18 protein-coding genes are annotated in these 22,640 nt (G+C 62.3%); 8 read left to right on the top strand and 10 right to left on the bottom strand.

The window, feature by feature from the left end; all coding sequences use genetic code 11:
- The first annotated feature begins 103 nt into the window (after positions 1-103).
- The 4 genes from pelA (at position 104) to efp (ending at position 4,121) form a co-directional block, all read left to right on the top strand.
- Entirely contained in the window at positions 104-1,192 is a 1,089-nt protein-coding gene (gene pelA, locus CMV30_RS12295; RefSeq protein WP_096056304.1) for a pectate lyase, read from the top strand.
- Positions 1,193-1,314: 122 nt separating this feature from the next.
- Positions 1,315-1,911, top strand: a complete 597-nt coding sequence (locus CMV30_RS12290) for a hypothetical protein (protein ID WP_096056303.1) — start codon at positions 1,315-1,317, stop codon at positions 1,909-1,911.
- Positions 1,908-3,284, top strand: a complete 1,377-nt coding sequence (locus CMV30_RS20780) for a methyl-accepting chemotaxis protein (RefSeq protein ID WP_096056302.1) — start codon at positions 1,908-1,910, stop codon at positions 3,282-3,284. Before CMV30_RS12290 ends, CMV30_RS20780 begins: the two co-directional genes overlap by 4 nt.
- A 279-nt stretch (positions 3,285-3,563) precedes the next feature.
- A complete protein-coding gene (gene efp, locus CMV30_RS12280) occupies positions 3,564-4,121 on the top strand; it encodes an elongation factor P (RefSeq protein WP_096056301.1) in 558 nt (185 codons plus the stop codon).
- A gap of 161 nt (positions 4,122-4,282) precedes the next feature.
- Here the strand turns inward: efp and CMV30_RS12275 are convergent, their stop codons facing one another.
- Positions 4,283-5,980, bottom strand: a complete 1,698-nt coding sequence (locus tag CMV30_RS12275) for an ATP-binding protein (protein ID WP_175414858.1) — start codon at positions 5,978-5,980, stop codon at positions 4,283-4,285.
- Between the two features lie 347 nt (positions 5,981-6,327).
- Here CMV30_RS12275 and CMV30_RS12270 point away from each other — a divergent pair, with 347 nt between their 5' ends.
- Positions 6,328-6,684, top strand: coding sequence for a hypothetical protein (locus CMV30_RS12270; RefSeq protein WP_096056299.1), 357 nt, complete (start codon positions 6,328-6,330; stop codon positions 6,682-6,684).
- Here the strand turns inward: CMV30_RS12270 and CMV30_RS19500 are convergent.
- From CMV30_RS19500 to rpsU, 5 genes are all read right to left on the bottom strand, one after another.
- Positions 6,674-6,919, bottom strand: coding sequence for a hypothetical protein (locus CMV30_RS19500; RefSeq protein WP_138223277.1), 246 nt, complete (start codon positions 6,917-6,919; stop codon positions 6,674-6,676). The genes CMV30_RS12270 and CMV30_RS19500 overlap by 11 nt on opposite strands.
- Before the next feature lie 301 nt (positions 6,920-7,220).
- The gene (locus CMV30_RS12260; protein WP_245844160.1) at positions 7,221-8,513 is read right to left on the bottom strand and encodes a class I SAM-dependent rRNA methyltransferase; all 1,293 of its coding nucleotides are present in this window, start codon (positions 8,511-8,513) and stop codon (positions 7,221-7,223) included.
- A 40-nt stretch (positions 8,514-8,553) separates the two neighbouring features.
- Complete coding sequence (locus tag CMV30_RS12255; RefSeq protein WP_096056297.1) at positions 8,554-9,411, bottom strand: TlpA family protein disulfide reductase; 858 nt, start codon at positions 9,409-9,411, stop codon at positions 8,554-8,556.
- 60 nt (positions 9,412-9,471) lie between these two features.
- Complete coding sequence (locus CMV30_RS12250) at positions 9,472-10,428, bottom strand: sugar phosphate isomerase/epimerase family protein (RefSeq protein ID WP_245844156.1); 957 nt, start codon at positions 10,426-10,428, stop codon at positions 9,472-9,474.
- A 139-nt stretch (positions 10,429-10,567) separates the two neighbouring features.
- Positions 10,568-10,765 carry a 30S ribosomal protein S21 gene (rpsU, locus tag CMV30_RS12245; protein WP_096056296.1) on the bottom strand — a complete coding sequence of 66 codons (198 nt, stop codon included), beginning with the start codon at positions 10,763-10,765 and terminating at the stop codon, positions 10,568-10,570.
- A gap of 168 nt (positions 10,766-10,933) precedes the next feature.
- On the opposite strand from rpsU, the gene dnaE reads away from it, so the two are divergent.
- Positions 10,934-14,569, top strand: coding sequence for a DNA polymerase III subunit alpha (dnaE, locus tag CMV30_RS12240; RefSeq protein WP_096057746.1), 3,636 nt, complete (start codon positions 10,934-10,936; stop codon positions 14,567-14,569).
- Positions 14,570-14,790: 221 nt separating this feature from the next.
- Here dnaE and CMV30_RS12235 read toward each other — a convergent pair whose 3' ends face one another.
- On the bottom strand, positions 14,791-15,366 hold the full coding sequence (locus tag CMV30_RS12235) for a 3'-5' exonuclease (RefSeq protein WP_245844155.1): 576 nt from the start codon (positions 15,364-15,366) through the stop codon (positions 14,791-14,793).
- Between the two features lie 230 nt (positions 15,367-15,596).
- On the opposite strand from CMV30_RS12235, the gene hisN reads away from it, so the two are divergent.
- A complete protein-coding gene (gene hisN / locus CMV30_RS12230; RefSeq protein ID WP_096056294.1) occupies positions 15,597-16,367 on the top strand; it encodes a histidinol-phosphatase in 771 nt (256 codons plus the stop codon).
- A 59-nt stretch (positions 16,368-16,426) separates the two neighbouring features.
- Here the strand turns inward: hisN and CMV30_RS12225 are convergent, their stop codons facing one another.
- The 3 genes from CMV30_RS12225 to rny form a co-directional block, all read right to left on the bottom strand.
- Positions 16,427-17,242: a DUF2059 domain-containing protein gene (locus CMV30_RS12225; protein ID WP_096056293.1), complete on the bottom strand. Its 816-nt coding sequence runs from the start codon at positions 17,240-17,242 to the stop codon at positions 16,427-16,429.
- Positions 17,243-17,469: 227 nt separating this feature from the next.
- On the bottom strand, positions 17,470-17,838 hold the full coding sequence (queF, locus tag CMV30_RS12220; RefSeq protein WP_096056292.1) for a preQ(1) synthase: 369 nt from the start codon (positions 17,836-17,838) through the stop codon (positions 17,470-17,472).
- A 184-nt stretch (positions 17,839-18,022) separates the two neighbouring features.
- Entirely contained in the window at positions 18,023-19,606 is a 1,584-nt protein-coding gene (gene rny, locus CMV30_RS12215) for a ribonuclease Y (RefSeq protein ID WP_245844153.1), read from the bottom strand.
- A gap of 122 nt (positions 19,607-19,728) precedes the next feature.
- On the opposite strand from rny, the gene CMV30_RS20775 reads away from it, so the two are divergent.
- On the top strand, positions 19,729-22,623 hold the full coding sequence (locus tag CMV30_RS20775; RefSeq protein WP_096056290.1) for a PQQ-dependent sugar dehydrogenase: 2,895 nt from the start codon (positions 19,729-19,731) through the stop codon (positions 22,621-22,623).
- Positions 22,624-22,640 lie beyond the last annotated feature (17 nt).

Genomic DNA, 22,640 nt, shown 5'->3' with positions numbered 1-22,640 from the left:
GGCCCGGCGCTCCCGCCCGCCGGGCTTTTTTCCGCCCCCGCTTATTTCCCGACACCTGCCACGCCAGCCGACGTCATTCTCACACACTCCACGCGTTCCTCTCATGCACTCTCTCCGCCGCCTCACCCTGCTCCTCGTTACCTCGCTCGCCTGCATGAGCTGCCTCGCCGTCGCCCAGCAGCCCATCGATTGGAAATCCCTCCCCAAAGATCCCGCCGTCCTCACCTCCCCTGAGGCCCTCGCCATCGCCGACAACCTCCTCGCTTACCAATACAAGTCCGGCGGCTGGCCCAAAAACATCGCGATGGAAAAAAACCTCACCGATGCCGACCGAGCCGCCCTCGCCTCCCGTGACGAAACAAAACGCGACGGCGAACATACGCCCACCATCGACAACGGCGCCACCACCTCCCAGATCCGTTTCCTCGCCGCCGTATTCACCGCCACCGGCCACGAACGCCATCGTGACGCCGTACTCCGCGGCCTCGATTACCTCTTCACCGCCCAATACGAAAACGGCGGCTGGCCCCAGTTCTTCCCTCTTCGCAAAGGTTACTACACCCACATCACCTTCAACGACGACGCCACCCGCAACGTCCTCGAAATTCTCCGCGACACCGCCGCAGCCAAAGCCCCCTACGCCTTTGTCGACGAACCCCGCCGTATCCGAGCCACCGATGCACTCGCGCGTGGCATCGCCTGCGTCCTCCGCTGCCAGATCGTCGTCGACGGCAAACCCACTGTCTGGGCCGCCCAGCACGACGAAACCACCTTCGCGCCAGCGCCCGCTCGCAAATTCGAACCCGCCTGCTTCACCTCCCAGGAAAGCGCCGGCCTCGTCCGCTTTCTCATGTCGCTCGAAAACCCCTCACCCGAAATCATCGCCTCCGTCCAGGGTGCCGTCGCCTGGTTCGAGCGCACCAAACTCTCCGGCCTCCGCTTCGAACGCGTCAAAACCCCCGAAGGTCGCGACGGCATCGTCACCCCCGACCCCGCCGCCCCGCCCCTCTGGGCCCGCTTCTACGAACTCGGCACCGAGCGTCCCATCTTCATCGGCCGCGACGAAGTCATCCACTACACCCTCTCCGAAATCGAACGCGAACGCCGCGGCGGCTACGCTTGGTACGATGACCGCCCCGCCGAGATCCTCAAAAAATACCCCTCCTGGCTCAACCGGAACGTAAAGCCCTGAGCCGCTCCGCCCGTATGCCTCCGGAGCTGGCCGCCACTCGTTGATCCTATTTATCGTGCCCGTCACGTAGTTGCGGGACCGCCCCTTCATCTGCGGGCCAAGAGCGTCGTAGTGAGGGCACAATGCCCGCTCAACCTCCGCTAAAAAATCCGCGCTTAACCCGCGTTTTGATTTTCGCGGGTTGGTTCTCCGCCATCGCCGTCCTCTCCGTCTGGCTGCACGCGCTCCACGCCATTCCGCTTCCAGCCACGGAATCCGCACCCCTCGCCAGTTCCAACTCCTGGAGGGCAATCCACGCCATCGGCGCCGACTGCGGCTGCTCCAGCGCTGTCGCCGACGCTCTCCTGGCACGCGGCCCACGCTCCGGCTGGGATGAAAAAATCCTCGTCGTCGGCTCCCAGGCCGCGCTCGCCCGCCAGCTCCGCGCCGCCGGCTTCACCGTAGAAGAACACTCCATAGCCCGATTCTCCGCCGCCACCGGCCTGCCCGGCGCGCCCTGGCTCGCCATCCACGCGCCCGACGGCCGCACCGCCTACAGCGGCGGCTACGCGTCTTCTCGTCCCGGACTGCCCGCCTCCGCGCTCCTCGATGCCGCCATCATGGACCGCGTCCGTCGCGGCGAAACCGTCGCCCCGTATCCAGCTTTCGGTTGCGCCACCAGCGCCGCCCTCCGTTCCAGTCTCGATCCTCTTCAGCTCAAGTACGCCCGCCAGCCATGACGACAACCTTCGCCCAGACCTATTACGCCCGCGCCGCTCGCTGGGCCCTGCTCGGCCTCGCCGCCCATCTGCCGCTCATGGCCGCCACCGCCTGGGGCTTCGGCACCAGCCTGTCCACCGCCGTGCTCGTCAGCCTCGCGATCACCGCCGGCCCCGCCCTGCTCTGCTGGCTGCGCCCCGACAGCCTGCTCACCTCCGCTTCCATCGGCGCCGCCGCCATCGCCTACAGCGGCCTCATGATCCACCTCGGCCGCGGCATGATCGAGATGCACTTCCATATCTTCGCCATCCTCGCCGCCCTCGCCGGCCTCGGCCGCGTCACCCCGATCCTCGTCGCAGCCGCCACCGCCGCCCTGCACCACGTCCTCTTCTGGCTCTACTTCCCGTCCAGCGTTTTCAACTACGACGCCTCCTTCCAGACCGTCCTCATCCACGCCAGCTTCGTCGTCGGCGAGACCGTCGTTCTCATCGCCGCCGCGCTCCGCTACCGCGCCTTCATCCAGATCCAAAGCGTCATCACCGAGAAACTCGGCCACGCCGCCGCCAACATCACCGAACGCAGCCGCCACCTCTCCGAAGCGGGTAACTCCCTCGCTGACGGCGCCTCATCCCAGGCCGCCTCCATCGAAGAGACCAGCGCCTCCCTTGAAGAAATCACCAGCATGACCGCGCAAAACGCCGCCCGAGCCGAAACCTCCCTCACCCTCGCCCGCGACGCCCGCACCGTCGCCGATACCGGTGCCGCCGAGATGCTCGAGATGACCGCCTCCATGCGCGCGATCAAAGCCTCCAGCGACAACATCTCTAAAATCATCAAGACCATCGACGAGATCGCATTTCAAACGAACCTTCTCGCCCTCAACGCCGCCGTCGAAGCCGCCCGCGCCGGTGAAGCCGGTGCCGGTTTCGCCGTCGTCGCCGACGAAGTCCGCTCCCTCGCCCAACGCAGCGTCCAGGCCGCGCGCGAAACCGCCGAAAAAATCGAAGACTCCATCGGCAAGAGCGAACACGGCGTCGCCGTCAGCCAGCGCGTCGGCAACTCCCTCGGCGAGATCGTCACCAAAGTCCGCCAGATGGACGCCATCATCAGCGAGATCGCCTCCGGCTCCCGTGAACAGGCCACCGGGGTCAAACAAGTCAGCGAAGCCGTCGTCCAACTCGACCATCTCACCCAGTCCAACGCCGCCAACGCCGAGGAGACCGCCGCCAACTCCGCCGAACTCAGCACCCAGGCCGCAGACCTCCGCGCCCTCGTCCACGAAATCCTCCGCATGACCGGCAACGAGAAAACGTCTCCCGCCGACGACACCTCTTCAGTCCCCGCGCCCGCCTCCACCCGCGCCCCCAAATCCAAAATCCCCCTGGCCGCCTGAGCCTCCGCTATAGGGCCTCAGCTCGCCTGAGGCCGCCGCGCGCCATTAAACGCTCCGCGCCTCCTCCCCCTTGAGCGTTCAGCGTTAAACGTTGAGCGTTGAGCGTTCTCGCATTTCCGACCATCCGGCATGGGGAGTTGGATGTTCGGCATTCACGCCGTTCCTGCCCGCCACATGCTCTCCGGATCTTCGCGCCCACAGCCCGCCCCGCAGCTTGACACCCCCTCGGGCCACCGAATACCCAATACCCTTTAATCACTCGAAAACCCGTCACTCGTCATGCCCTCAGCCAACGACATCCGCAAAGGCCAAGTCATCAAATTTAACGGCGAACCTCACCTCGTCATGGAGACCCAGCACCGCACCCCGGGCAATCTCCGCGCCTTTGTGCAGATCAAGATGCGCAATCTCCGCTACGGCAAAGCTCTCGACCAACGCTTCGCCTCCACCGACACCATCGAGGTTTTCTCGACCGACAAACGCACCCTCGAGTTCAGCTACGCCGACCGCGGCACCTTCGCTTTCATCGACCCCGAGACTTTCGACCAGATCGAGATCCTCGAGACCACCCTCGGCGACGTGAAAAACTACCTCACCGCCGGCGGTAAAGTGGACGTCCTCTTCGTGGACGAAAAACCCCTCACCGTCGAACTCCCCTCCGCCGTTAATCTGAAAGTTATCGAGAGCGCCGACGGCATCAAAGGCGACACCGCCAGCAACGTCCAGAAACCCGCCAAGGTCGAAACCGGCCTCATCGTCCACGTCCCACTCTTCGTCAAAGAAGGCGAGATCATCCGCGTCAGCACCGACGACGGCTCCTACCTCGGCCGCGCCTGAGTTTTTCCTTTCGCCCTCTTTTCCAGCCCGCCGCGTTTCAAAAACGCCGCGGGCTTTTTTGCGCCATCATTCCCCGCATAGCCGCGAGCGCGCAGTGAGCGGTCCCTCCAACCCCGCGTACACGGCTCCTCCTCCGACCATTGGTCACTGGTCATTTCCCCTCACGCCTTCACCGCCACCGGCCGCAACCACCGCCGCAGACAACTCACCAACTGCTCCCGCTGCACCGGCTTCGTCAGGAAATCATCCATCCCCGCGATCAAGCACGCCTCCCGATCCGTCGGCATCGCATTCGCCGTCAACGCCACAATCGGCAACGACGCCCCCCGCAGCCGCTCGCGTATCCGCCGCGTCGCTTCCTGCCCATCGATCCCCGGCAACCGCACATCCATCAGCACCAGCGACCACCCGCCCGCCAGAGCCCGCTCCACCGCATCCAGCCCATTATCGACGAGCATCACCTCCAGCCCCAACCGCTGCAGCATCACCGTGATCACCCGCTGATTCACCGGCTCGTCTTCGACCACCAGCACCCGTCCGCTTAAAAACAACGAAGGCGTGTCCATCGTCGCAGCCGGGGCCACCGGCTGCGGTGCCCGCTCCATCGGCAGCTCGAAATAAAACTCAGATCCCTCCCCCGTCTTGCTCCGTACCCGGATCTCCCCGCCCATCCGACTCACCAGCTGCTGCGAAATCGACAGCCCCAGCCCCGTCCCGCCAAACCGTCGCGTCGTCGATCCATCCCCCTGCCTGAACTTCTCGAATAACGTCTTCTGCACTTCCTCGCTGATGCCGATCCCCGTGTCGCGCACGCTGAAATGCAGCACCGCCACTTCCCCGCGCGTCGCCACCGGCCGCACCACCATCTCCACCGATCCGCTGTCGGTAAACTTGATCGCATTCCCGATCAGATTCGCGAGCACCTGCTTCAACCGCGCCGGATCGCCCAGCACCGCCGCCGGCAGCTGCGCATCGATCTGCGTGCGATACCCCAGCCCCTTCTCATCCGCCCTCGCCGCCATCAACGCCGACACCTCCTCCATCACCACCCCCGGCGAAAACGCGATGTGCTCAAACTCCAGCTTCCCGCTCTCGATCTTCGACAGATCCAGGATGTCGTTGAGCAACCGCAGCAACGCATTCGCCGAGGTCAGCGCCACATCCGTCTGCACGCGCTGATCCTTCGTCAGGTGCGAATCCTCCAGCAGCTGCAACATACCGATCACCCCGTTCATCGGCGTGCGGATCTCATGACTCATCGTCGCCAGAAACTCGCTCTTCGCCTGGTTCGCCGCCTCCGCCTTGAGCTTCTCCTGATTCAGCCCCGCCACCAGTTCCTCATTCTCAAAAATCACCCGGTAAAACTGCCGCAGATCCCCGTGGTGCAGCCGCGTCGTATTCAATAAAAACAGCATGTACGTCACCGTACACAGCGCCAGCACCCAGCCTTCTCCCGGCGAGGCCGACAGCATGAACCGCACAGTCACCGGCGCCAGCGTCGCCACCACATACGTCAGATAACACGCCGCCACCGGCGCCAGCGACCGCGCCGCCCCCGCATTCATCCCCGCCACGATAAACATCACCAGGATGCGCGGCAGATACGCCTCACTATCGAGAAACATCCACGCCCCCACTCCCCACACCAGACCCGCCAGCAGCACGCCCACCGTAAACGCCGTCCGCCACCCGGGCAGCTCCGCATCCTCCCGCCGCCTCCGCGCGAACACCCGGTTCAACTGCCAGCGCGCCAGCGACAACACGATGATCGCCCCCAGCCACATCACCGTCTGCGTCTTCGGGAAATAACTCCACACCCCTCCGGCCAGAATCAGCGAAAGCGCGAAATTGGAAAACAACCCGAATCCAGCCGAACGATACAAAAGCCGGGTCAACTCCCCCTCAGCCTTGCCCTCGACTGCACTCCGGGCCGCGGCCGACGTTTGGCTTGGCGACACTGGCTCCATGACGACCAGTCTTTTACCCCAAGAACCCCTGTCAATCAACCGCCCCTAGGGATTCTTTCGCACTAAACCTTCCCCACCTTCCCGCGCTTCATAAACGCATTCATGCTTCCCCGCCTACTTCACACTCACCCCTGGCTTGGACTCCGCGAGCGGCGCCATCACCGCCTCCGGCGGAAAACTCCACGCTCAAGCCAGCGCTCCACCGCCCACTCGCCGGCGAAAGCGTCAGCGCCGCCTCTTTGTCCACTGACGACTCCACGCGCACGCTGACAAACAGCGGCCGGTCATTCACGAGCCGCCCGGCGTCCAGCCCGCGCAACGAAAACATCACCTCCGGCACCGGCTCCGGCGGCGGCTCAGGCTCCGGCGCGACTTTAGATTTCGCAACCTGCGCTTTCGACTTCGACGCCGCCGGTGCCTGGACTTTCACCGTCGGCGCAACCGCTACCGGAGCCTCCTGCTTCGTCTCAGGCTTCGGCGCTTCCGGCCTCTTCTCAGGCATCGATTTCTTCGAGCAGCCTCCCGCCGCCAGCACGAGCGCCGCGATCAAAACTCCTGAAACAATAATAGGTCTGCGATGCGTCTTCATTTTTTGATCCCAATGCTCCTCGGTGGAATGGCGTCGTTCGGACAGATCTGGCTGAAACAATTCCCGCGTCCGCCCGCGGCGTCACCGAAACGCGGCTGCGGCGGGTGCGATGCCGCGTTCCCGCCCGTCCCCTTGGGGCTCGTGCACAGGATGCACTCCGGCATCTTCACGCCCGGCCGCATCACGTAGTACGCGTCCTTCTTCCCCTTCACCGCGTACGCCGTGGCGAAATAGTAGCGCATCACGCACGACTCGTCGCCCGAATCGGTCCCGCGCAGTGGCCCTGCGTAGAACGTCAAATCACACATTCTCTCCCAATGATAAGGGGCATAGCCCTCATCGCCCGCCAGTGGGTTTGCCACGTTTTGTTCGAAGATCTTCTGCCGCTCCTCCGCGATGTTCGCCAGAGTGTCCTCCCAATAGAGAACGCGCTCCTGCTTCCCCAGGATTTGATTAACAAAGCGCGGCTTCCCCGTCGGATTGTCCGTATTACCCGCCGACTGAAAGATCCCGTCCCTCTTATCTCTCAACTTTCCAACCAGCTCACAGCACCCGCGCCCACAGCAACTTTAGGTACCGGCTCTCCAAACAATTCGAATACACCGGATGATCCACGCCCGGCCCCGTGCGGTCGAATATCTGCAAGCGACGATTCAGCCGGTGCACACCCTTGATCACACAGCCCTCAAAATCTTCCAGCGAAACGAGCCCGGAGCACGACGCTGTGACAAACAACCCGCCTGGCTTCACAAGACTCGCCGCAATCGTGTTCAGGTCCGCGTACTTCCGCATGCCCTCGGCGGCGAAAGCCGGATCGCGCGTCATCACGAACTTCGGCGGATCGCACAACACAGCGTCAAACTGCTCCCCGTTTTTCTGCATCTGCCGCGCGTAAGCGAACGCATCGGTGTGAACCCACTTCAGCTTGTTCGGGGAAATCTGGTTGAGGTTCGCGTTGCGACGGCCCTGCGCGATCACCTTCTCGTCGAGATCGACCGCGGTGATTTCGTCAGCCCCGCCGAGCGCGGCGTTGATCGAGAAACCGCCGGTGTAACTGCACAGATCGAGCACGCGCATCCCCTTCACGAGCGTGCCGAAGCGTTTGCGATTATCCCGCTGGTCGCAGAAGAACCCGGTCTTGTGACCCTCGGCGAAGTCCACCTCGTACTTCACGCCGCCTTCCTTGATCTTCACCTTGTCGGGTGCCGACGCCGTGATCTCCTTCATCTGCGACGGCTTGATGCCTTCGAGACTCCCGAGGTCATGATCGACATGCACGCGCACGTGTTTCGTGCCGAGCAATTCGTGCAGCAGCGGAAGCCACTTCGGCAGACGCTGGAAAATCCCCAGCGAGTAAACATCGCAATAAAGCGTGTCGCCGTAGCGGTCGATCGTCAGCCCGCTGACACCGTCGCCGTCTGAGTTGAGCACGCGATAGGCGTCAGTCGTCTCATCCAGTTTGAACCAATCCTTGCGCAAGGCCACCGCGCGGCGGATCGCCGTCTCGAAATACTCCTCACCGAGGATCTGCGATGTGTGCGTGACCACGCGCAGCGGCATCTTGGCGCGCGGATTGAAAAGCCCGATGCCCACGCGCTCGCCAAACTTGTCATACACGGAAACGAGGTCGCCCGGCTTCGCATCGCGCGAAACTTCGCCGAGCATGCGCGGGAAAATCGCCGGCTGGAACGAGACAAACTTCAACTGCGCCCACGGCCTCGCCCACTGCGAACGGTCGATCACCGCAGGCGCTTGCTTCTCATTTTTCTCGGGACGTACGTCGTCTTCAAACATGCCGCCACCATCCCGCTCCAACCCCTCCCCGGCAATTTTCATTTTCCTAAATCCGCCCCGGCACCTTCCCTCCCGCCGCCGCTTACTGCCCCAACAGCGTCGCCAGCGCCGCATCCAGCTTCGCGCCGCGCAAGTTCGTTCCCACGATCTTGCCGTCCCCATTGATCAGCACCGTGAACGGGATGCTCGTCACGCCATACTGCCCCGCGAGTTTGTTCTCCCAAAACTTGCCGTCAAAAAACTGCGGCCACGTCATCTTGTTTTTTTCGATGAACGCCTTCAGCGCCGCTTCATCCTTGTCCAGGCTCACCCCGATGATCTCCAGCCCTCGCGCATGGTATTTTTCATAGAGCGCGATCACTTGCGGCATGTCCTCCACGCACGGCCCGCACCACGTCGCCCAGAAGTCCACCAGCACCACGCTGCCTTTGAACTTCCCGACCGACAGCGGATTGCCCGCCAGATCCTTCTCCGCGAAATCCGGGAAAACCGCCCCCACCTTCAATGCCTCCTGCGCGCGCGCCGCCGCTTGCTGGATCTCGATCATCTTGAGCACTTCATCCACGTCCTTCGCCTGCGCCGACTCAGGAAACTCCGCCTTGAGCTGCTTGAAAAAACCCGCCGCTTTGTCCGTGTCTCCGATTAACTCGAGATAGATCACACTTTTCATCACGAGCACCTGCGCGACATCGTCGGTCTTCTCCGTTTTGTGCGCGGCGAGCAGCGCATCCAGCGCCTTCAACTCATCCGCCAGCGCCGCCTCCGTCACCTGCCCCGCCTGCGCCTTCGCCTGCACTTTCTCGATCACCGCCATCAGCGCGGCCTTCACCGCCGAGGGAGCCGCTTCAGCCGGTGCCGCCTTCGCCTCCTCCGCCGCCTGTAGTTGGAAAACGGCCACAGCCAGCAAAACGAAAAGCGAACCCAGGAGCTTCAATTTCATAAGCCGCCACGTTGACGCCCCCGCTCGCCCAGCGCAATCCCGGCATCACCCGCCGCGCCCTTACGCTTGAGGAAACCGCTTCGCCACCAGCGCCTCGATGCGCAGCTTCGATTCTTTCACCGACTCGACCGAGATCCGCGGCCCAAACTCCAACGTCAACAAGTGGTGCGCTTTCCAAAACGAGCTCACCATCTCGAAGTCGATCTCGCCCGCCCCTACCGGCTGATGATCTTTTCCCGCCGCGTTCACGTCGTGCAGGTGAAATCCGATCAGCCGCGCCGCATTCTTCTCCAAATGCTCACGATGATTCAGCAACGCCAGTTGCTCCTTTATGTGAGCGTGCCCCGTGTCGTGCCAGTAACCCGCCGTATTCGGCTGCGTCATGCCCGACAACAACTCCTCAAATTCTCCATCGATCGGCAGCTCCGCCACGTCCTCTCTATTCTCACAACCCAGCGCGATCCCCCGCTCCGCCGCGTACGGCCGGATCTCCTCCAGACTCGCCTTCACCTGATTCCAGTAAGCGGCCTTCTTCGCCTGCATCTTCTTCATCACCTTATCCCGCAGCGCCACATACCGCTCGTCCTCGGCCAGTTTCACGCCGGGGTGCTTCCCGAAATACGCATCCAGTTTTCCCGTCGGGTTGAACCACCCAAACTTCACGCTGCCCAGATGCAGCACCAGCACGCGCGCCTTCACTTGCTGCCCAAAGTCCAGCGACCGCTTCGTCTGCCGCAGCCACTGATCGTGCTCTTGCGGCGCTGAACTCGACGGCTCGAACAGATTCGGCGCCGCCTGCACGATCCCCGTCGGCAGCGGACAAAAATTATGCGTCGAGCTCACCTTGATGAACCCTTCGTCCATCGCCTTCAGGATGCCCGGCACCAGCGTGATCCGGATGCCGTGGCTCAGCTCCACATGCGAAAAACCCAGATCCGCCACCTCGCGCAACATCGCGTAACCGTCCGTGTGACGGGATGAGCACCAACTGGTAGAGAGCGCGAGGATCGGTTTCATGTCGTGGAAGTGTACGTGCGCCTGAGCAAAAAAGCTGCCGCCCACCCGCCTAAATCTTAAAAACAAAAACGACCGCGCCCCGAAACAGGTCGGAGGGCGGTCGTTGAAAGTGAGGACTGCACGCGTTTAGCGTGTCGGGTTAGCTTGCGTGGCGGCGGCGCAGCATCGCTGTGAAGGCCATGACCTTCTCCTTACGACGACGCTTCTCGCACGGCTTCTCGCAGTAACGCTTGGCACGGACACCTTTGATGATGTTCTCGCGCTCGAGCTTCTTCTTCATGCGACGGAGCGCACGGTCGATGGGCTCGTTTTTGCGGATTTTGATTTCGATGGACATGTGGACGGAAAGGTTTGGAACCGGGAAAAAGTCGATGACTACGGCAACTGGCGTCCGCCACGTCAACGGCTTTTTTCAAACCAGCCGCCGCTCGATTCGAACGAGGAAAACTCGTGCCAAACCGCTTCCACGCTTGCGAGTCCGAAACACGCTCATTGCCTCCAAACCGTGTCGTCCGCCGATCAGAACTTCGTCCATCTCCACGTCCACACCGACTACAGCCTGCTCGACGGAGCCTGCCGCATCGACCGCCTGATGGACCGCGCCGTCGGCCTCGGCATGAAGGCCATGGCCCTAACCGATCACGGCAATCTTTTCGGCGCCATCGAATTCTATAACGCCGCCAAGGCCAAAAGCATAAAGCCCCTCATCGGCTGCGAAATCTACCTCACCGAATCCTCCCGCCTCGAGAAAAACGGCCGCTCCGAAGACGGCAAAAGCTACTACCACCTCGGCCTCCTCGCCAAGAACCTCACCGGCTACCAAAACCTCCTCAAACTCGTCTCCGACGCGCACCTCAAAGGCTTCTATTACAAGCCCCGCGCCGACTGGGAAACCCTCGCAAAATACGCCAACGGCCTCATCGGGTTCACCGGCTGTCTCGCCGCCATCGTTCCCCAACACCTCCTCCACGACCGCGAGGAGGACGCCCGCAAAGCCTGCGCGCGCTTCGTCGAGATCTTCGGCCGCGAAAACTACTTCGTCGAAATCCAGGACCACGGCATCCCTGAGCAGCTCAAAATTATTCCCGGCCTCCTGAAGCTCGCCGAGGAATTCAACCTCAAGGTCATCGCGACCAACGACGTTCACTACGTCCGCGCCGAAGACGCCGGCCCGCACGACGCCATGCTCTGCATCCAGACCGGCGCGAAGATCGAGGAAGAGAACCGCATGAAATTCACCGGGACTCAGTTCTACCTGAAGTCCCGTGACGAGATGGCGAAGCTCTTCGCCGAAGTCCCCGAATCCATCACGAACACCCAACTCGTCGCCGAAATGTGCGACCTCGCGATCCCCTTCCCCAAAGGCTCCGAGCGCTATCCGCGTTACCCGCTGCCGATTGAGATCAAAGAAAAATTCTCACCGGCCGAGTACCTTAAACAGCTCTGCATCGACGGCCTCAAAAAACGCTACGCCGTCGATTACTCCGCCGTCGCTCAACAAGAAACCGTCGCCGCGCGCCTCGCCAAGCTCACCGATCTCCCGCCCGGCCAGAAGCCGCAACCGCCCGACTACAACAACCTCGCGCCCGACCAGCTCCTCGTCGTCCGCACCGCCTACGAGCTCTCGATCATCACCGTCACCGGCTTCATCGATTACTTCCTCGTCGTCTGGGATTTCATCGCGTGGGCCAAAGTCCACAACATCCCCGTCGGCCCCGGCCGCGGCTCCGGCGCCGGTTGTCTCGTCGCGTACCTCCTCGAAATCACCAACGTCGACCCGATCCGCTTCGGCCTCCTTTTCGAGCGCTTCCTGAATCCCGAACGCGTTTCGCCGCCCGACTTCGATATCGATTTCTGCATGCGCCGCCGCGAAGAGGTCATCAACTACGTGCGCGACAAATACGGCCGCGACTGCGTGGCCAACATCATCACGTACGGCACGCTCGGCGCCAAGATGGTCATCCGCGACGTCTCCCGCGTTCATAATTTACCCTACGCCGACGCCGACCGCCTCGCGAAGATGATCCCCGACGAGCTCAACATCTCGCTCGAAGATTCCATCACCAAGTCCGCCGAGCTCCGCACCGAGGTAGAGCGCAACCCTGTGGCCAAGAAAATCGTCAACCAGGCCCTCGTATTGGAAGGCATGGTACGCAACACCGGCAAACACGCCGCCGGCATCATCATCACCGACAAGCCGCTCGACGAATTCGTCCCGCTCACGCTCCAGGAAGAAGACGTCACCGTTCAGTACGACATGAACGCCGTCGGCAAACTCGGCCTGCTGAAGATGGACTTCCTCGGCCTCAAGACGCTCACCGTCATCGACGACGCCATCGCCAACGTCCGCCGCACCGCCACGCCCGGCTTCGACATCGAGACCATACCGTTCGACGACCCCAAAACCTACGAACTCCTCAACGTCGGCAAAACCGTCGGCGTCTTCCAGCTCGAGTCCGGCGGCATGCAGAACGCGTCCAAACTCGTCGGCATTTCCAACATCGACGACATCAACGCCATCTCCGCGCTCTACCGCCCCGGCCCGATGGCGTTCATCCCCGACTACGCCCGCGGCAAAAAAGATCCCGCCGCCATCCACTACCCGCATCAGCTCCTCGAACCCGTTCTTAAAGAAACCTACGGCATCATCGTCTACCAAGAGCAGGTCATGGAGTGCGCCCGCGTCATCGGCGGCTACACCCTCGGCGGCGCCGACATGCTCCGCCGCGCCATGGGCAAAAAAGACGTCGAAGGCATGGCCAAGGAGCGCATCAAGTTCGTCGAAGGCGCCGGCCGCCTCCACAAAATCTCCGAAAAGCAGGCCAACGAAATCTTCGATCTCCTCAACAAGTTCGCCCAGTACGGCTTCAACAAATCCCACTCCGCCGCCTACGCCGTCATCGCCTATCAGACCGCGTACCTGAAAGCCAACTACCCGGTCCAGTTCATGGCCGCCGTGCTCACCGCCGAGCTCGGCAACTCCGAAAAAGTCGCCCACTTCATCGCCGAGTGCACCGCCATGGGTCTCACCGTCCTCGGCCCCGACGTGAACGAATCCCGCGAAAACTTCACGCCCGTCGGCGACAAGATCCGCTTCGGCCTCGCTGGTATCAAAGGCGTCGGCGAACAAGCCGCCCAAAAAATCATCGAAGAGCGCGATAAGAACGGCCCCTACGCCGACTTCGAAGACCTCGTGAAACGCATCGACGGCCGCGCCATCAACAAACGCGTCCTCGAACACCTCGCGAAAACCGGCGGCTTCGACTTCAGCGGCGCTTCCCGCAAAAAACTCTTCGACAGCATCGACTCCGCCCTTGCCGGAGCCGCCTCGCAGGCCCGAGACCGCGCCGCCGGCCAGTTCAACATGCTCGACATGCTCGCCGAGCCCGCCCCGGTCCGCAAAACCGCCTCGAAGAAAACCGTTCACGAAGAAACCGCCGACGACTTCACCGCCTCCGAACGTCTCCAGTTCGAAAAAGAACTCCTCGGCTTCTACGTCTCCGGCCACCCGATGAACGCCTACTCCGGACTCACCGAAGCGATCGACACCTTCCACGTCAGCGAACTCCTCAACCAGGACGACCGCACCGAATTCCGCCTCTGCGGCATTTCCGGCAGCATCGCGAAACGCCTCTCGAAAAAAGACAACCGCCCCTGGGCGTCCTTCACCCTCGCGACCAAAACCGCCTCCGTCGCGCTCAACATGTTCGCCGACGCCTTCGCCAACTACGGACAGCTCCTCGCCGAAAACGCGCTCATCCAGGTCAGAGGCAACATCATCGTCGGCCAGGACGGCGCCCGCATCAACGTGAAGGAATGCTCGCTGCTCGACTACGCCGTCATCAACGACATCAACCGCGTCACCTGGCTCGTTCATCCCGAGCACAAAGAACTGCCGGGCTTTCTCCAGCTCCTCCGCGAAACGCTTAACAAACAAGTCGGCAGCACGAAAGTCTCGATCGCCTTCGTCTTCGAAAACCGCGTCGCCCTCAACAGCGACGCCAGCAACGCTCTCGGCTGGAAGCTCAACCCCGCCCGCTTCCAAGAACTCCGCGCCCACCCCGCCGTCGCCGGCGTCGAAATCGAAACCAAGCGCCTCGAACTCAAACAAGAAAAACGCTGGGGCTCCAAACGCTCCTGATTTTTCAACGCCGTTTTTGAATCGCAAAGACGCGAAGACGCAAAGCTCCGAACTCCTCCGATCTCCGCGCTCTCCGCGTCCTCTGCGGTTAAAATTCCGACTCCATGCTGCGAAATTCCACCCCTTCGCTCCAACCTTAGCGTCTTCGCATCTTTGCGATTAACCTAACGACCGCCCGCGTTCGGCTCCTATCACGCTCACGCCAGCCACCGCACACACCTTCAGAACAACTCATCCTGCTGCAGCGCCGCCCGCTTCGCCGGATTCGCAATGCTCGCCTGCAACAACCACGGCACCGTCATCCGCGCAAACTCCGGCCTCCGCCCCAGCGCCACGAGCAGCAACGCCGCCGCCAGCGCATCATACAACGCCGCGTGATACATCCGCCGCTCCTTTGGACAATGCTCCTTCGCCAGCGCATCGAGCTCCGCCTGCACGCCAAAAATCTCCACTAGCTCCGCGAGCTTCCCCGTCTTCAGCTGCGGAAACAGCTCCGCATAAATCCGCCCCGTATCGATCCACGGCCCCCAATCCGCGATGGAACTGCCGCGATCGATACGCGAAAAATCCGGCGACACCCGCGGATAGGGCCACACCGATTTGATCAACGAATTCTCCGCCTGCGCATAATGCGCCGCCAGCGGCCCGCTCGCCCGTAACGTCGCGAACCGAGCAAACTCATCCGCAAACAGCGCCTTCTTGGCCACCGCATCTGCGCTGATTCCGTGAACGGCTTCGTCTTCCGAGCGCACCTTGCCCGTCGCCCGACAAAGCCTCGTCTCCGTTTCTACGACCATGCCACCGTGTAACGTAACCACTCCGTATTCCAAAATTCCGGACGCGATACTCCCCTCAAAGTCGATGAAGTGAATCGGTACGTCGGTCCAACGCATGCAGGTATTACGCTCAGGTTTCTCTGAATACTTCTAAAGACACGGAAAAAACGCCCGGGAAAAGTCCTCATCGCCAAAACAGGCAAAGCGACTTTCTCCGTGATTTCGTTCCTTTCGTGTATTTCGTGGTGCGCATGGATCTGACTCCCTACCGCGCTTTCCTCATCGAACTCGCTGAACGCTCCGGCGATTTCATCCGCCCCTACTTCGCCAGCGCCGATCTCGCCGTAGAAATCAAATCCGACGATTCCCCCGTCACCGCAGCCGACCGCGGCGCCGAGAAACTCATCCGCGACCTCATCGCCAAAAAATTTCCCTCTCACGGCATCATCGGCGAAGAGTTCGGTAACGACCGCCCCGACGCCGAATTCGTGTGGGTTCTCGACCCGATCGACGGCACCAAAGCCTTCATGACCGCCGTGCCGCTCTTCGGCACGCTCATCGCGCTTATGCACGACGGCCAGCCCGTCCTCGGAGCGATCCATCAGCCCATCCTCCGCCAGCTCATGATCGGCGACGGCCAGACCACGACACTCAACAACCGCCCCGTCAGCGTTCGTCACACCGCCCGCCTAGAAGACGCCACTCTCCTCACCAGCGATCCGCTCAACCCCGCCAAATACCAAAACGGCGCCGCCTACTCCGCCCTAGAAAAACGCGTCCGCCTCTCCCGTACCTGGGGCGATTGCTACGGCTACCTCCTGCTCTCGTCCGGCTGGGCCGATCTCTCTATCGATCCGATCATGAACCCGTGGGACATCCAGGCGCTCATCCCGATCGTGCGCGGCGCCGGCGGCATCATCACCGACTGGCAGGGCGGCGATCCTGTCAAAGCCGCGTCCATCGTCGCCGCCAACCCGATACTCCACCCGCAAGTCATCGCCGCCCTCAACGTCCGCGCATAAAAAAAGCCGCGCGAAATGATCACGCGGCTCGATCTAATTGGGCGGATCGCTTCGCCCAATCAGGGTTTCGCGGGCGTCGTCGCCATGGATTCCGGTACTGTCGCAGACGTGCCATTCACTTTCGCCGCAGCAGCCTCCGCCTTCGCTTTTTGCTGCTGACCAAACTCTTTGCCCAGCTGTTGAACCTTAGGCATCGCCGCCATGATGCGCGGCATCATCAGCTCCTGCAGTTTCTGCTGAATATCTGGCTGCTTTTCGATCATCGCCTGGCCCGCAGCTGTCGAATTAAACGCCGCCACAGACGCCAGCTCCTCTTTGGTGAAAGTGTCCGAATAGATCTGCGCCATCTCATTTTTCATCTGCTCCGGATTCATGGCTTCAAGCATCGTCCCCATCACCTTCTTTTGAAATTCCATCAAATCCTCGGACGACACCTTCCCTCCGCTCTTACCAGCCGCCTGCTCCATCATCTTGGCCATGGCCTTCTGCTGTCCCTCCAGGGACTTCTCTAGCATCTTCTCAAATTGCATCTGGTCGATGACTGTCTGCGCATCCGCGAGCGTAGCCTTTGTTCCCGCAGCCACCTTCGCGCTTCCGTCAAACTTACTATCAGCCAGCGCGACGGTGTACGTTTTTCCGCTCCTATCTAACGTCAGCGTTTTCGACGCCGCATCATAACTCTTCACCGTATATCCATCGAACTCACCACCAAGCTTCACCCAGCCGGTCCGGGTCGCATCGCTATTAACAAGGCCGAAGTGCTGGGCATTGCTCAAGGTCAGCACACCATTGAAGGTCAACGGAGCGGATTCAGCGGCAAACGCCGCGGTCGAAGTCGCGACAAGCGCCGCGAGCAACAGGGATTTTATTTTCATAGGGCAAAAGCGAGATGAGGCCTGCGCGTCAGCCGCACAAGCATGCGACCGTTATACGAGAACCCATTGTTTGGAGCCAGCCCGATCACTGCACCTGGTTCGTCGCCCACGCACAATGCGATCCCCGCTCTATCAGTAACAACAAACGATCCTGCCTCACAAAAAAGCCGCACCTCAAAAGTGCGGCCTCATCCCCTCAACACCAAAAGCGCCTCCGCTCCCGGCCTTCAGCGCGTCATCTTCGCGTTCTTCCCAGACCACTCAGCCGTCACGACCGACGTAAACCCCCCGCGCGCCTTCCACTTCGAGATGATCGTGAGGCTGCGCGGCTTCAGCGCCTTGCCCAGATCGTCGCAAATCTTGTTGGTCACCGCCTCGAAGAAAATCCCCTGATTACGAAATGCGTGGAAGTAGAGCTTCAGCGATTTCAGCTCCACGCAGGTCTTGTCCGGTACGTAGCGCACGGTGATGTCCGCGAAATCCGGATGCCCTGTCATCGGGCACACCGACGTGAATTCATGATGCGTATGATCGATCAGAAAATCACGGTGCGGAGCAGGATTCGGAAACGTTTCAAGAAGCTTGGCGTCAGACATGATGCTGGAAAGTAGTGAGTAGCGGGTAGCGCGTAGCGAGTAGAAATCTCAGAGCCGGAGAGTGCGACGCGCCAATGACACACGCCTCCTTCTCACGAAAATCACGAGCCCCGCCTGCGGGTTCCCCATGTTCGCTACTCACTACCGCTACTCGCTACTTCCCGGCGGCGCTTCGAGCCGCCGCTCACGTCGCCGTCTCCGTAAACCGCGACTCCCGGATCACCGTCACCTTGATCGTACTCGGATACTGCAGCTCTTCCTCGATCTTCCTCCGAAGCGTCTTCGAAAGTTCCCGCGCCTGCTCATCCGTCACGTTCTGCGGCGAAACCACCACACGGATCTCGCGCCCAGCCTGAATCGCATACGCCTGCTGCACGCCTTCGAGCGACATCGCCAGCTTCTCCAGACGCTCCAGCCGCTGGATGTAACTCGTCATCGATTCCGCCCGCGCACCCGGCCGCGACGCCGAAACCGTGTCCGCCAAAATCACCAGCCCCGCGTAAACCGTTTCCGGCTTCACCTCTTCGTGATGCGCCGCCACCGCGTTCACCACGATCGGCGTCTCACCGTGCCGCTTCACTAAATCAGCGCCGATGATCGCATGGCTGCCCTCGTAATCGCCTTCCACGCCCTTGCCGATGTCGTGCAGCAACCCTGCCCGCTTCGCCACGTTCGGATCGAGCCCCAGCTCGCTTGCGATCATCGAGCACAGGAAACCCACCTCGATGGAGTGATCGAGCACGTTCTGCGTATAAGAGAACCGATACTTCAAACGCCCGAGATGCTTGATGATCTCTGGATGCAGCCCATTGATGCCGAGACGCTGCACCGCATCCTCGCCCGATTGCTGCACGTTCAGGTCAACATCCTCGCGCGCCCGGTTCACGAACTCCTCAATGCTCGCCGGATGGATGCGCCCGTCTTTCACGAGTCCATCGAGCGCCAGCCGCGCGATTTCGCGCCGCACCGGATCAAACGACGAAATCAACACCATCTGCGGCGTCTCATCGATGAGCAGCGTCACACCCGTGGCCGCTTCGAACGACTTAATATTCCGCCCTTCGCGCCCGATGATGCGCCCCTTCATCTCCTCGCTCGGCAAGTGGACGATTGTCGCCGTGATGTCCGCATTCGGCTTCGACGACAGTCGCTGCATCGTCGTGATCAAAATCCGTTTCGCCTCGTTCTGCAGATCCTGCTCCGAACGATCAAGCGTCTCACGCCGCAGCGCGCGCAACTCGTCCTGACACTCCAGCATCACTTCTTCGCGCAGTGTGCGTTTGATCTCCTCCGCATCCATCTGCGACACGCCTTCGAGCCGCTTGCGCAAACTCTTCGACAACGACCGGATCGCATCGCGCGCCTGCTTCACCGCCGCATTTTCCCGGGAAAGTTTTTCCTGCTTTTGCTCCAGCTGGTAATCGAGCAACCCCAGCGACTCCTCATGCGCACGGATCTCGCGCAGCTTGATATCCGTCTCGATCTCCCGCCGGTCGAACTCACGAGTGACCTCCGCCCGCCGTCCTTGGATTTCTTCCTCGGCCTTCTGCCTGGCTTCGTGACCCGCCACGACCGCCTCGCGCTTAGCCACTTCGATAATCTGCGCCGCCTCTTCATTCGCCAGCCGCCGCGTCTGCCGGGTCAACACCCACGCCAGCCCGAGACCTCCCGCCACGCCAACGCCAATCGCGACCGTAAGCGGCCACTGGAGCGGTGCGCTTTCGGCCATCAGAAACGCAAAGTCGGCTGCTGCGCTGGCTGATTTCAAGGCCGGGCAACGTAGGAACCGTTTTACAAAGTTCAACCTTTCTTAACCTCCCCACCCGCTCCATCCGCCGAACCGCTCAGCCCTTCCACGGTCTGCCGTCTTCCCACTGCATTTTTCCCGCCATGCTCCGCTTACCCGCCCCCGCCCTTTCGTATCTCGCCACCGTCGTTTTCCTGACGCTGCTCGCCGCACCCAAGGCTACCGCCCAGCTCACTCGCGTCGCCAACACCACCCTCACGATGCCCCAGGCTCCCCAGTCTTTCGGCTACCGCACCGACAACGCATTCAACTCCCTCACCTTCGACCAGCCTATCGCCATCGTCACCCCGCCCACTGAAACTGCCCGCATCTTCATCGTCGAAAAACCCGGCCGCATCCAGCTCGTCACCGACCTCGACGCCACGACGCCCGCCAAGCAGCTCTTCTTCGACCTCACCTCCCGCGTCTCCCTCGGCAGCAACACCGAGGAAGGCCTCCTCGGCCTCGCCTTCCACCCGCAGTTCGCGACCAACCGCTACTTCTACGTCTTCTACACCGTCAGCACCACCACCTCCGCCGGCTCCGGCCGTCACGACCGCATCTCCCGTTTCACCGCCCTCCCCTCGCCCGCCACCAACGCCGACATCCTCGCCACCGAGCTCCCGCTCATCTCCCAGCGCGACGAGGCCAACAACCACAACGGCGGCGACCTCCACTTCGGCAACGACGGCTATCTCTACATCGCCCTCGGCGACGAAGGCGGCGGCACCGACCAGTACAACAACTCCCAGCGCATCGATCACGACTTTTTCTCCGGCCTCCTTCGCATCGATGTCGATCAACGCTCCGAAAATCTCCTCCCCAACGCCCACGCCTCCGTCCACGCCAACACCTACCGCGTCCCCGCCGACAACCCCTTCGTCGGTGCCACCTCCTTCAACGGCATCACCGTCACACCTTCCGCCGTCCGCACCGAATTCTGGGCCGTTGGTCTCCGCAATCCTTGGCGCTTCTCCTTCGACCACCCCACCGGCCGCCTCTTCGTCGGCGACGTCGGCCAGGGCGCGCGCGAGGAGATCGACCTCATCACCCGCGGCGGCAATTACGGCTGGAGCTACCGCGAGGGAAAAATCGCCGGCCCCCGCGCCAATCCGCCCGCCGGCGTCACCTTCATCGACCCGATCTGGGACGTGGACCGCAACTCCGCCAGCTCCATCACCGGCGGCGTGGTCTATCGCGGCACCCGCTTCGCCCAGCTCTTCGGCCGCTACGTATTCGGCGACTACGGACAAAACCGCATCTTCGCCATGACCTTCCCCGAAGGCGGCGGCGATCCGCAGGTCACCCAAATCACCACCGCCAGCGGCCCCGTCGGCTTCGGTGCCGACCCGCGCAACGGCGACATCCTCATCGCCTGCATCAACAACGGCACCGTCCAGCGCCTCACCTATAATTCCACGCCCACCGGCACTCCTCTTCCCACCACCCTCACCGCCACCGGCGCGTTCTCCGACCTCGCCACCCTCACGCCCGCCGCCGGCCTCGTCCCCTACGATGCCAACGTCCCCTTCTGGTCCGACCACGCCAAAAAACGCCGCTGGTTCAGCGTTCCCTCCCTCGCCGACAAAATCACCTTCTCCCCCGACGGAAACTACACCTTCCCCGCCGGCACCGTCTGGGTGAAACACTTCGATCTCGAAACCACCCGCGGCGATCCCGCAACCTCGCGCCGGCTCGAAACCCGCCTCCTCGTCAAAACTACATCCGGCCTCTACGGCGTCACCTACCGCTGGAACGCACAGCAAACCGAAGCCACCCTCGTCGCCGAAGCCGGCGAAAACGAGGTCATCACCATCACCGAAAACGGCACGCCCCGCCCGCAAACCTGGCGCTACCCCAGCCGCTCCGAATGCCTCCAGTGCCACACCCCCGCCGGCGGCCACGCCCTCAGCTTCAACACCGCCCAACTCAACCGCAGCCACGTCCACAACGGCGTATCCGAAAACCAACTCACCGCCCTCGCCGCCGCCGGCTACTTCACCACCGCCACCGTTCCCTCGCCCGCCACCCTGCCCGCACTCGCTCCAGCCGACGACGCTTCCGCCTCCCTAGAAAAACGCACCCGCTCCTACCTCGCCGCCAACTGCGTCCAATGTCACCAGCCCGGCGGCGCCGCCCAAGGCCTCTGGGACGCCCGCTTCTCCACGTCCACCGCCAGCGCCGGCCTCCTCGACGGCCCGCTAGTGAACAACTTCTCCGATCCCGCCAACCGCGTCATCGCCCCGGCCGACACCGCTCACTCGATGCTCCTCACCCGCATCTCGACTCGCGGTGCCCACCAGATGCCCCCGCTCGGCTCCAACGAACTAGACGCCTCCGCCATCAACCTCCTCACCGCCTGGATCAACGAACTCGGCCTCGCCACCATCAACACCCCACCCGCCAGCCAGACCGTCGCCGAAAACACGCCCGCAACTCTCACCGTCTCCGCCACCGCCCCGCTCGCGATCACCTACCAATGGCGCAAAAACGCCCAGCCCATCCCCGGCGCCACCGCCACCACGCTCGCCTTCTCCCCCGCCACGCCCACCGACACCGCCACCTACGACGTCATCCTCACCACCACCTCCGGGCCCATCACCAGCGCCGCCGCCACGCTCACCGTCACCCAATCATTCTCCTCCTGGGCAACCTCCACCGCGCTCCCGCCCACTCACAATTCCTCCACCGACGACCCTGACCACGACGGCGCGTCCAACCTCCTCGAATACGCCCTCGGCCAGAATCCCACCGCGCCCTCCGCCTCGACACTTCCCACTGCCCAAAACGAAAACGGCCAGGTCCTCTTCCGCTTCACCCGCTCTCGCACCGCCACCGGCGTCACCCTCCAAACCCTCGTCTCGCCCGACCTCCTAACTTGGTCCCCCGGCCCTTCTCCCGTCGTCGAAAGCACCACCGCCTCCACCGAAACCTGCACCGTCACTCTTCCCTCGGGTCAGCCTCGTCACTTCCTCCGCCTCGAGGCTACAGGCCCGTGAGTCTTCTCCACAGTCTC

Origin of the sequence: Nibricoccus aquaticus (genome assembly GCF_002310495.1) — a bacterium.
GTDB lineage: Bacteria > Verrucomicrobiota > Verrucomicrobiia > Opitutales > Opitutaceae > Nibricoccus > Nibricoccus aquaticus.
Note: the sequence above shows the minus strand (reverse complement) of the source record. Positions and strands in the feature narration are given on the sequence as shown.